At 40.4% G+C, this 12,149-nt stretch carries 4 protein-coding genes; all 4 read left to right on the top strand.

The genetic code is table 11. From position 1 onward, the window contains the following. The coding region (locus F6K22_RS14900; RefSeq protein WP_375340160.1) for an ATP-binding protein at positions 1 to 165 on the top strand (165 nt) is incomplete at its 5' end. A gap of 82 nt (positions 166 to 247) precedes the next feature. Next, complete coding sequence (locus F6K22_RS14895; protein ID WP_293098982.1) at positions 248 to 5,626, top strand: trifunctional serine/threonine-protein kinase/ATP-binding protein/sensor histidine kinase; 5,379 nt, start codon at positions 248 to 250, stop codon at positions 5,624 to 5,626. A 200-nt stretch (positions 5,627 to 5,826) separates the two neighbouring features. After that, positions 5,827 to 11,256, top strand: coding sequence for a trifunctional serine/threonine-protein kinase/ATP-binding protein/sensor histidine kinase (locus F6K22_RS14890; RefSeq protein WP_293098985.1), 5,430 nt, complete (start codon positions 5,827 to 5,829; stop codon positions 11,254 to 11,256). Between the two features lie 169 nt (positions 11,257 to 11,425). Further along, positions 11,426 to 12,149: serine/threonine protein kinase (locus F6K22_RS14885; RefSeq protein WP_293098979.1), on the top strand; the 724-nt coding region annotated here is incomplete at its 3' end.

Genomic DNA, 12,149 nt, shown 5'->3' with positions numbered 1-12,149 from the left:
CAACGTATTTTTGACCCCTTCTTCACTACCAAACCAGTTGGTCAAGGAACAGGACTGGGGTTGTCTATTAGTTACCAAATAGTCACCGAGCAACATGGAGGGCAATTGCTATGTATTTCTCAACTGGAAAAAGGCACTGAATTTATTATAGATGTTCCGATTTAACCTAGTCCTTGTTATTAGTAAAATCTCACTAAAAACTTGAAATTTACCCAAATCAAATCTGAAAACCATCAACAACACTATTATGCTTAACCTTCCCAACTACTATATAAGTGAAAATTTATACCAAGGGACACGCACTCTAGTCTATCGTGGCCAGCGTACCTGTGACAATAAACCAGTAATAATCAAAATCTTACGCAACCCCCACCCCAGTTTCAATGAATTAGTCCAATTCCGCAACCAATACATCATCACCCGTCACCAGGAACATCAAGCAATTGTTAAACCTCTAGCCCTGGAACGCTATGGCAATGGCTATGCTCTAATCATGCCAGATGAAAGAGCTTACGCTCTTTCAGATTATTGGCCAAAATCAGAGCGAAGCCTCAGTAATTTCCTCTACATTGCTATTCAACTAGCAGAAGTTCTCCACTATCTGAGCATACAGCGCATTATTCACAAAGACATCAAACCCAGCAATATTCTCATACACCCGGAAACCAAGCAAGTCAAACTGATCGACTTTAGCATCTCGACTTTACTGCCCAAAGAACAACAACAACTAATAAATCCTAACGTTCTGGAAGGAACTCTAGCCTACATATCCCCAGAACAAACGGGACGGATGAACCGAGGAATTGACTATCGTACCGACTTCTATTCTCTGGGTGTGACATTTTTTGAACTTCTCACAGGAAAGTTACCCTTTGAAAGTAGTGACCCAATGGAATTAGTCCATTGTCATATTGCCAAAACACCCCCGAATCCTGATTCTCAACTCCCTACTCCCTTGGTCGATCTAGTCTTGAAATTAATGGCGAAAAATGCGGAAGACCGTTATCAGAGTGCTTTGGGTCTCAAGCACGATCTAGAGCAATGTTTACAACAGTTAGAAACTACAGGAAAGATTACGCAATTTGAGCTAGGTAGCAGAGACTTTTGCGATCGCTTCATGATTCCAGAAAAGCTCTACGGACGCGAAACTGAAGTACAAAGACTCTTGGATGGATTTGCTCTTGTCACTCAAGGTGCAACTCTAATGATGCTAGTCACCGGATTTTCGGGAATTGGGAAAACAGCGGTGGTCAATGAAGTGCATAAACCCATAGTCAAGCAAAGAGGGTATTTCATTAAAGGCAAATTTGACCAGTTCAATCGCAATATCCCCTTCTCTGCATTTGTCATCGCCTTCCGAGACTTGATGGGACAATTGTTAGGAGAGTCCGATACCGAACTTGCTGTATGGAAAAGCAAAATTCTAGATGCAGTAGGAGAAAACGGGCAAGTAATTATAGATGTAGTACCGGAAGTAGAAAGAATAATTGGTACTCAACCAGCAGTGACAGATTTATCTGGCAGTGCAGCTCAAAATCGTTTTAATTTATTATTTAGTAAATTCCTGCGGGTATTTACCACAAAAGAGCATCCTTTAGTAATTTTCCTAGATGACCTACAATGGGCAGATTCAGCATCATTAGACTTGCTAAAGTTGTTGATGGAAGAGTCGGAAGTAGGTTATTTACTGGTGTTAGGAGCATATCGGGATAACGAAGTGTTTCCAGCTCATCCATTGATGTTGAGTTTGGATCAAATTAATAAACAGGGTGCTGAGATTGAGACTCTAACTTTAGCACCTTTGAGCGAGAAAGATATTACTCGTTTAGTAGCGGAAACATTAATATGTACAACAGAACTAGCAGCACCATTATCCGAGTTAGTGTATCAGAAAACAAAGGGGAATCCGTTTTTTGGGACCCAATTCTTGAAAGGGTTGCATGAAGACGGGTGTATTACTTTTAATATGGAAGCAGGTTACTGGCAGTGCGAGCTCTCAGAGGTGCGACAGTTAGCACTAACAGATGATGTAGTAGAGTTTATGGTAGGGAGGTTGCAGAAACTACCAGAAGCTAATCAGAATGTAATGAAACTAGCAGCTTGTATAGGGAACCAATTTGACTTGAGTACATTAGCAGTGGTGTGTGAGCAGACTCAAGATGAAGTAGCAGGAAATTTATGGCGAGGGTTGCAAGAAGGGTTTGTGATTCCTCAAACTGACACCTATAAATTTTTCCAAGGAGATGAACCGCAGGATAAAAGTCAAGAAAATATATCAGTAAATTATCGTTTCTTGCATGACCGGGTGCAACAAGCAGCTTATTCTCTAATTCCTGAAGAGCGAAAACAAGCTACTCATTTACAAATCGGACGGTTACTGTCAAAAAACCTGTCTCCAGAAGAAGAGAATATCAATATTTTTACGATTGTCAATCACTGGAACCAGGCGAGAGAATTAATCGCTGACCCCGCAGAACAAGACTATTTGATTCAACTCAATTTCAAGTCAGGAGAAAAAGCTAAAGGTTCAGCAGCTTACGCAGGAGCATTGCAATATTTTCAAACGGCGTTGTCTTTACTTGATGTAGAAAGTTGGCAAACGAATTATCCACTAACTTTAACATTACATGAAAATTATGCAGAAGCAGCTTATCTAACTGGTGATTTTGAATTGATGGAAACTATAATTGAGCAAGTTTTTAATCATCGGCAAGATTTGCTAGATTTGGTAAAAGTCCATGAAATTAAAATTCTGGCTAAGACGGCTCAAACTCAACAATTATCAGCTCTCAATATAGGTATAGAGTTCTTGGCTTTATTAGGTATTCAGTTCCCAGAATCACCTGAAATTGAGGATTTACAGGTGGAACTGGCAGCAATTTCCCAGTTAATGGACGGTAAAGCTATTGCCGATCTAGCTAATTTACCTTTGATAGAGGATAGGGAGCAGTTAGCCAAAGTAAAGATTCTGGCAAATTTAATAGTATCTTGTTATCAAGCTAAACCCAGTCTTTTCCCTTGGATAAGTTGTAAGCTCATGCAGTTATCTATTCAATATGGGAATACAGTACACTCTTCATTTATCTATTCCTGCTATGGCCTAGTTTGTGTTTTGGTATTACAAGACATTACATCAGCGACTGAGTATGGAAAAATTGCTTGTCAATTAGATTTAACTCCTCAAACTGGGGATGGAGTTGCTGGTACATTCATGGCTGGAACTTGCATCAGCCACCGTTCAACTCACATTCAAGAATCTATTCCCTTATTACTCAAGGTTTACCAAGCTGGACTTGAGACTGGGAACTTCCAATTTGCGGGGTTAGCCATCTCAAACCGTTCTCAATACTTTTATTTCATGGGTCATAACCTCTCTGCTGTTAAACTGGAAATAGCAAGTTCAAGTCATGCTCTCGCTACTATGAATCAAGAAAATGCTTTGCTTGCTCATCAAGCTTTTCAACAAGCTGTTCTAAATTTATTGGGAGAGTCGGAAACTCCATGGGAATTAATAGGAACAGTCTATAATGAAACTGAGTCTGTCCCATTGAAAATTGCTGCTAATCATCGGACAGCACTTAATTTATTTTATATGAATAAGTTGATTCTTTGCTATTTATTCGATCTGATTCCCCAAGCAGTAGAAAATGCTGCATTAGCAGAGTCTTATTTGGATGGGATTGTCGCTTTGTTAGAAGAGTATGTATGGAATTTCTATGATTCGTTGACTCAGTTAGCTCATTATGATGGTGCAGACACATCTGTGCAGAAAAGTATACTGGAAAAGGTTGAAACTAATCAGAGTAAAATGCAATATTGGGCAAATCATACTCCAATGAATGGTCAACATAAGTATGATTTAGTAGCAGCAGAACGTCACCGAATTTTAGGAGAACGATTTGAAGCGATCGAACTGTACGATCTCGCCATTGCCGGAGCTAAAGAAAACGAATATCTCCAAGAAGAAGCCGTCGCTAACGAACTGGCAGCTAAATTCTACCTCGACTGGGGAAAAGAGAAAGTCGCGAGCGGCTATATGCAAGAAGCCTACTATTGTTATGCCCGCTGGGGAGCCAAAGCTAAGATTAACCAACTAGAAGCAAAATACCCTCAACTACTTACCCCTATCCTGCAACAGCAACAAGTAGAAAATCCCCTTGATAGTATACAGCGAGTTACTCAAAGACAGACCTCAAAAACCAAGACTCAAACTACCAGCACAGGATTATCTGATGCCTTAGATTTGGCTTCCCTATTACAAGCAGCTCAAGCTATCTCCAGTATCATAGAATTGGAACCACTATTAGGTAACATTCTACAAATTATTCTCACCAATGCTGGCGCACAAAAAGCTGTTTTACTGGTTCGGGAAACTGACCAATGGCATCTGCGGGCGATAGCACAACTGGCGATAGATGGTACAATAGAAACTGATACTAATTCACAACCCCTAACTACAGACATTCCAGTCCCCATTCGCTTGATTCAATATGTGAAAAATACACAATCCGTTGTACTCATTAATGAAGCCAAAACTGAAATCACTGCCATCCTTGAAGGGTACTTGCTGACTTATCAACCCCAAAGTGTCTTCTGTGTGCCACTATTGCATCAAGGTCATTTAGTAGCTATTTTGTACTTAGAGCATCCGACAACAAAAGGGGTTTTCACTACCGAACGGCAAACAATAATTCAATTTCTCTGCGCTCAAGCTGCCATTGCTCTAGAAAATGCCCAACTCTATGAGCAAGCACAAAAAGCACTACGAGATTTACAAAAAGCACAACTACAAATAGTTCAAAGTGAAAAAATGTCAGCATTAGGGACTTTGCTGTCTGGTGTTGCCCATGAAATCAATAATCCTTTGGGGTTCATTGCTGGCAATATTGAAATAGCCCAAAATAACCTAGCTGACTTATTAGAACATTTGGATCTACTATATGAAGAGAATACTTTTGCTGAAAATATAACAGACCATGCTGAAGAGATAGATTTGGAATATTTGCGATCTGATTTTCCCAATATCTTAAAGTCGATGAATGTGGGAGTAGAGCAGATGAAAAATATCAGCACCAGTCTGAGAATATTTTCCCGCAAAGACCAAGAACATAAAACTAAATTCAATATCCATGATGGGATAGAGAGTACCTTAGTTATTCTCAAACATCGCACCAAGGCAAACGATAAACGTCCGGCAATAGAAATCATCAAAGAATATGAAGAACTCCCAGAAATCAACTGCTTTCCTGGTCAGTTGAATCAGGTATTTATGAATATTTTGGCAAATGCGATAGATGCTTTTGATGAAGCCAATGTTGGTAAAACTTATGCTGAGATTCAGGAGTATCCTAATCGGATTAAGATTGGCACTTCTAGAGTAGATGAACTTCAAGTACAGATAGAAATTCAAGACAATGGTTGTGGGATGAAACCAGAGACCAAAGACCGGATTTTTGAACAGGGGTTTACAACTAAAGGTGTGGGTAAGGGAACAGGTTTAGGGATGGCGATCGCTAAATCTATTATTACAGAAAAACATGGGGGTATAATTACCTGTGATTCCACAGTTGGAGAAGGTACAATATTTACGATCGCTCTACCAATTACCGAGAGTCATCCCATTTGATTCACCCCAACTGATGAAGAAAGGAGACCGGATCACGGATAATAGGTTTTTCAACACGATATTAAACAGACTTGCTCTGAAGTGAACAAGAAGAGACGTTCTATGGAACCTCCGTACAGATAAAGTTAAATGTTCTTGAAGTTGAGGTAAAAATGAAGTAAAATTGAAGTTGTTATCTTTGATCAATTTGGCTGGTAATGATGATGCTTAACTTACCTGGTTATAAAGAAATAAACCAAATATATACCGGAAACCGCACTCTAGTCTATAGATCTATCCGAGGCACTCCTCGGCAGCAAGTCATTATCAAAGTCTTACGCAACCCGCATCCCAACTTTCATGAACTGGTACAATTCCGCAACCAATACATCATCACCCGTCACCTGGAACATCCGACAATTGTTCAATCTCTAGCCCTAGAACGTTACAATAATGGTTATGCCTTAATCATGCCAGATTCAGGAGCGATCGCTCTAGTAGACTATTGGCAAAAATCAGACCTTTCTCTAACCAAATTTCTCAAGATCGCCATTCAACTCGCGGAAGCTCTCCACTATCTGAGCCAACAACGCATCATTCACAAAGACATTAAACCCGCCAACATCCTGATTCAGCCAGAAACCAAGCAAGTCCAACTTATCGACTTTAGTATCTCCAGTTTACTACCAACTGAACAACAACAACTGCTCAACCCCAATGTTTTAGAAGGCACTCTGGCCTACATATCACCGGAACAAACCGGACGGATGAATCGAGGAATTGACTACCGTACTGACTTCTATTCTCTGGGAGTAACATTTTTTGAACTCCTAAGCGGAAAATTACCCTTTGAAAGTAGGGACCCAATAGAATTAATCCATTGTCATATTGCTCAAATAGCCAAATTTCCACTCAAAACTCAAGTACCAGAAGTAGTGCAAAGTATAGTTCTCAAATTGATGAGCAAAAATGCCGAAGACCGTTATCAGAGTGCCTTGGGTTTGAAGCACGATTTAGAGAAATGTCTAAAACAGTTAGAAACAAAAGGAGAAATTACATCCTTTGAGTTAGGAGAAATGGATCGGAGCGATCGCTGGAGTATCCCAGAAAAGCTCTACGGTAGAGAAACTGAAGTACAAAAGTTACTTGATGCTTTTGATAGAGTTAGTAATCCCCCCCAAACCCCCCTTGGTAAGGGGGGAGAAGAAAGAGCAGAAATGATGCTAGTGGCAGGATTTTCCGGTATTGGCAAAACGGCTGTTGTCAATGAAGTTCATAAACCCATAGTTAAGCAAAGAGGCTATTTCATCAAAGGCAAATACGACCAGTTCAATCGGAATATTCCCTTCTCTGCATTTTTGTCAGCCTTCCGAGAGTTGATGAAACAACTATTGAGTGAGTCAGATACAGAATTGACAAATTGGAAAACCAAAATCCTCAAAGCTTTAGGAGAAAACGCTCAAGTTATCATTGAGGTAGTACCAGAACTAGAAAAGATTATCGGTACTCAACCACCAGTTCCCGAACTTTCAGGCAGTGCTGCTCAAAATCGCTTTAACCTGCTATTTCAAAAATTCATCACCGTATTTACCGCCCCCTCTCATCCGGTAGTGATGTTTTTAGATGACTTACAATGGGCAGACTCAGCATCGTTGAACTTAATGAAAGTCTTGATTAGCAGCACAGAAGGTGGATATTTATTGATCCTGGGAGCATATAGAGACAATGAAGTATTTCCAGCTCATCCCTTGATGTTGAGTTTGGGTGAACTAGAGAAAAATCAAGCGGTGATTTCTACCATCAGCTTGGAGCCATTAGCTCTAGAACACATCAATCAATTGGTAGCAGGTAGTCTCAATTGTAGTCAGGAATTAGCTATACCCTTAACAGAATTAGTGTATCAAAAAACCCAAGGCAACCCATTTTTTACCACACAGTTTTTGAAAGGGTTATATGAAGATAGACTCATTAGATTCAATCAAAATTTAGGTTATTGGGAATGTGACCTGGTGAAAGTGCGTGATGCAGCTATTACAGATGATGTAGTGGAATTCATGGCCGGGCGGTTGCAGAAATTGACAGCAGCAACTCAGAAAGTGTTGAAGTTAGCTGCTTGTATTGCGAATCAATTTGACTTAGAGACGTTAGCAGTAGTGTGTGAAGAATCCCTCGAGGAGGTAGCAAGAGATATTTGGGGAGCATTACAAGAAGGGTTGATTTTACCCATGAGTGAGGCTTACAAGTTTTTCCATGGTAGTGTAGATAAGACTAAAACTCAGATGGTAACAGTGGGTTATCGTTTTTTACATGACCGCGTGCAACAGGCAGCCTATTCTTTGATTCCAGAACAGGAAAAACAAACAACCCATTACCACATCGGACAATTGTTGCTGGAACAGATCCCTCCAGAGGCGAGAGCAGACCACATTTTTGAGGTTGTCAATCAATTAAATTATGGAAAAGGCTTAATTAGCCAACAAAAAGAACAAGATGAATTAGCCAGACTCAACCTGATAGCCTGTCGCAAAGCCAGAGCTGCCACTGCTTATCAAGGGGGTCGTGAATATGCCAGCACAGGATTATCCTTGCTAGGAGAAAATGCCTGGGAAAGTGAATATGAAATGAGTCTGGAATTCCATAACTTAATGGCAGAATTGGCTTCACTCTGCGGTGATTTTGAGGCGATGGAAGAGTACATTGAAATGGTAATTACACACGCACATACTTTACCGGAACAGGTGAATGTTTACCTAATTAAAATTCTATTTAATGTTTCTCAGAATCAACCGACTCAAGCTATTGCAATTGCCCAAGAATTCTTACAAAAATTAGGTATCACCTTTCCGGAAAAACCTACAAAAAAGGATATTCAACAAGCAATTGCAGAAGTTGAAACACTAATTGGAGACAGGGAAGTTGAAGAATTGATTCACCTTCCTCAGATGACAGATATCGAAAAGATAGCCATTGTCCAGATTACTAACAGCATTATTCCAGCTACTTTCATGTCTGCTTCTCCCTTATTTCCCTTACTGGTTTCTTTTTCAGTAAAGCTATCAATTCAATATGGAAACATATCAGTTTCAGCTTTTGCTTATGCTTGCTATGGCATCATTGCTTGCAAAATCAAGCAAGATGTGGATACCGGTGTCAAGTTTGGTCACTTAGCACTTGAACTCGTTGCCAAAATGGATGCAAAAACTGTCAAATCTCAGGTATTATGTGTATTAGGATACTTCATATTACACCGTAAATATCACATCAAAACAACGCTGCCACTGCTGCAAGAGGGGTATACGACTGCAGTAGAACTCGGAAACCTACAATACACCGGATATAATGCTCAAACGCTTTGCTACAATTCTTTTTGGTGCGGTCAGCCCCTTGTCACCTTGGAGGTGGAAACTCGCACCTACTGCAATGCTCTAGTGCAATCAAATCTCTTGACAACAGCCAGTAGGTGTCGCATCCATTGGCAATCTATGTTGAATTTGCTAGGAACTGCAGAAGATCCAACTATCTTATCCGGAGAAGCTTTCCAAGAAGCTGAGTCCATACAATTGCTTGAAGCTAGTCAATTTGCTGCATTGTATTTCTTCTATTCATATAAGCTGATGCTTGCCTACTTGTTTGAAGAAATTGAATCAGCTCAAAACCATGCCGTTGAGGTCAGACGCTATTTAGTTGCGGGTGTGGGACTCATTGGTGAAGCGGTGTTTTATTTCTATGATTCTTTGATTGCTCTAGCAGCTTTGAGTTCAAAATCCCAGGAAATATCAGAAATATTCCCACAAGTAGAAGAAAACCAAGCACAACTGCAAGAGTTCTGGGCAAATTATGCTCCCATGAATTATCAACATAAAGTTGATTTGGTAGCAGCAGAAATTTGCCGAGTTAAGGGACAAAAAGCAGAAGCCATAGAACTTTACGATAGGGCTATTTCTGGAGCAAAAGCAAACGAATATATCCAAGAAGAAGCCATAGCTAATGAACTGGCAGGCAAATTCTACCTCGACTGGGGCAAAACAAGAGTCGCTGCCGACTATATGATTGAAGCCTACTACTGCTACGCCCGTTGGGGGGCAAAGGCTAAAACCAACCAGCTAGAAACAAAATATCCCCAACTCCTCAGCCCGATCTTGGAAAAAAGAGAATATGATAATTTCCATAACAGTTTGAGTTGCACTCAAGTCTCAGATACAGTCACTACCACAGCTCTTTTCCTAGACTATACATCTGCCATCAAATCCTCCCAAGCTCTTTCCGAAGAAATCGAACTTGATGGGTTGCTGTCTAAATTGATGGAACTCCTAATTGAGAATGCCGGAGCTAACAAAGCAGTATTATCATTAAACAACTCTGACAATTGGGAAATTGTGGCTCAATGCAATCACGACACTTGTGACTTATCGACTACTCCTGTAGCTGAAACCGAAACCCTACCTAGAAGCATCATCAACACCGTCAAACGGACTCAAAAGACTCTGCTACTCAACAACCTTGAACAAAACAACACCTTCAGTGCCGATCCTTATTTGCTCAAACAACCACCCAAAAGTCTCCTTTGCACGCCCATTCTCAACCAAGGAAAACTCATTGGCATCCTCTACCTGGAAAACAACCTCACGACAGAAGCTTTCACTCCAGAACGCATAGAAGTTCTCAACCTGCTTACCACCCAAGCAGCCATCTCTATCGAAAACGCCAGACTTTACCAAGAGTTAGAAGACTATAGCCATAACCTAGAAGTTCAAGTTCAACAGAGAACCCAAGAACTCCAAGAGAACAACCAACACTTACAACAAACCCTGGAAAAATTGCAGCAAACCCAAGCTCAACTTATTCAAACCGAAAAAATGTCTTCTTTAGGGCAAATGATCGCCGGAATTGCTCATGAAATAAATAATCCAATTACTTTTATCTCAGGTAATATCACTCACGCTCGCCAATATGTCCAGGACTTACTCGACTTGATCGACCTTTATCAGGAGGAGGGAACCGCTCCCAGTGTCGCTATACAAGAGAAATTAAAAGAAATAGATCTAGAATTCTTATGTAACGACATAGAAAAAATATTTGATTCCATGGAAACAGGAAGCACTCGAATTCGCCAGATTATTCTCGGTTTACGCAACTTCTCCCGTCTCGACGAATCCCAAAGAAAGCAGGTAGATATCCATGAAGGATTAGAAAATACCTTAATGATTTTGCAACATCGCCTCAGAGGTAATGACTCCCACCCAGATATTGCTATAGTTAAAAACTATGGTCAACTACCCCTGATTAACTGTTACGCCAGTCAACTCAATCAAGTGTTTCTACAAATTCTCACCAACGCCATTGATGCTTTAACTACTTCCGAGGCGCATGATTGTCCGCAAATTAATATTAGCAGCGAAATGCTAGACGCGCAAACAGTAAGGATTCGTATTGGTGACAATGGGTCTGGAATCAGTAAGACTGTTGAGCAACGTATTTTTGACCCCTTCTTCACTACTAAACCAGTCGGTCAAGGTACTGGACTGGGGTTGTCTATTAGTTACCAAATAGTCACCGAGCAACATAGAGGGCAATTGCTATGTATTTCTCAACTGGAAAAAGGCACTGAATTTATGATAGATATTCCCATTTCACCTAGTCATTGTCATTAGACATCTCCAGAAAAGAGGGAATAGGGAATAGGGAATAGGCACAAAGAACTGATAATTTATGTACGATAATTGATTTTATTTTTGATTTTTGGAGATGTCTATTAGTGAAATCTCATCAAAAACTTGAAATTTACCCAAATCAAATCTGAACACCATCAAAAACACTATTATGCTTAACCTTCCCAACTACTACTTAAGTAAAAATTTATACCAAGGAACACGTACTCTGGTCTATCGTGGCCAACGGAACTGGGACAAGAAACCAGTAATTATCAAAGTCTTACGCAACCTTCACCCTAGTTTCAATGAGTTAGTCCAATTCCGTAACCAATATATGATCGCCCGTAATCTGGAACATCCAGCCATTGTTAAACCTCTAGCCCTGGAACGCTATGGCAATGGCTATGCTCTAATCATGCCAGACTCAGGAGCTTACGCTCTTTCCGACTATTGGCCAAAATCAGAGCCTAGTCTCACAAATTTCCTCCACATTGCTATCCAACTAGCAGAAGTTCTCCACTATCTAATTCAACAGCGCATCATCCACAAAGACATTAAACCCAGCAATATTCTCATCGACCCAGAAACCAAGGAAGTCCAGCTCATCGACTTTAGCATCTCTACTCTACTACCCAAAGAACAACAACAACTGATTAGTCCCAATGTTTTAGAAGGAACTCTAGCTTACATTTCCCCAGAACAAACAGGAAGGATGAACCGAGGGATTGACTATCGTACAGATTTCTATTCTCTAGGTGTGACATTCTTTGAACTTCTCACAGGAAAGTTACCCTTTGAAAGTAGTGACCCAATGGAATTAGTCCATTGTCATATTGCCAAAACACCCCCGAATCCTGATTCTCAACTCCCTACTCCCTTGGTCGATCTAGTCT

The sequence above is a fragment of the Okeania sp. SIO2F4 genome (assembly GCF_010672385.1).
GTDB lineage: Bacteria > Cyanobacteriota > Cyanobacteriia > Cyanobacteriales > Microcoleaceae > Trichodesmium.
Note: the sequence above shows the minus strand (reverse complement) of the source record. Positions and strands in the feature narration are given on the sequence as shown.

What these genes read in the sequence shown, in the direction of transcription:
- F6K22_RS14895 (WP_293098982.1), top strand. Translation starts at nt 248, where the DNA reads ATGCTTAACCTTCCCAACTACTATATAAGTGAAAATTTATACCAAGGG.
- F6K22_RS14890 (WP_293098985.1), top strand. Translation starts at nt 5,827, where the DNA reads ATGATGCTTAACTTACCTGGTTATAAAGAAATAAACCAAATATATACC.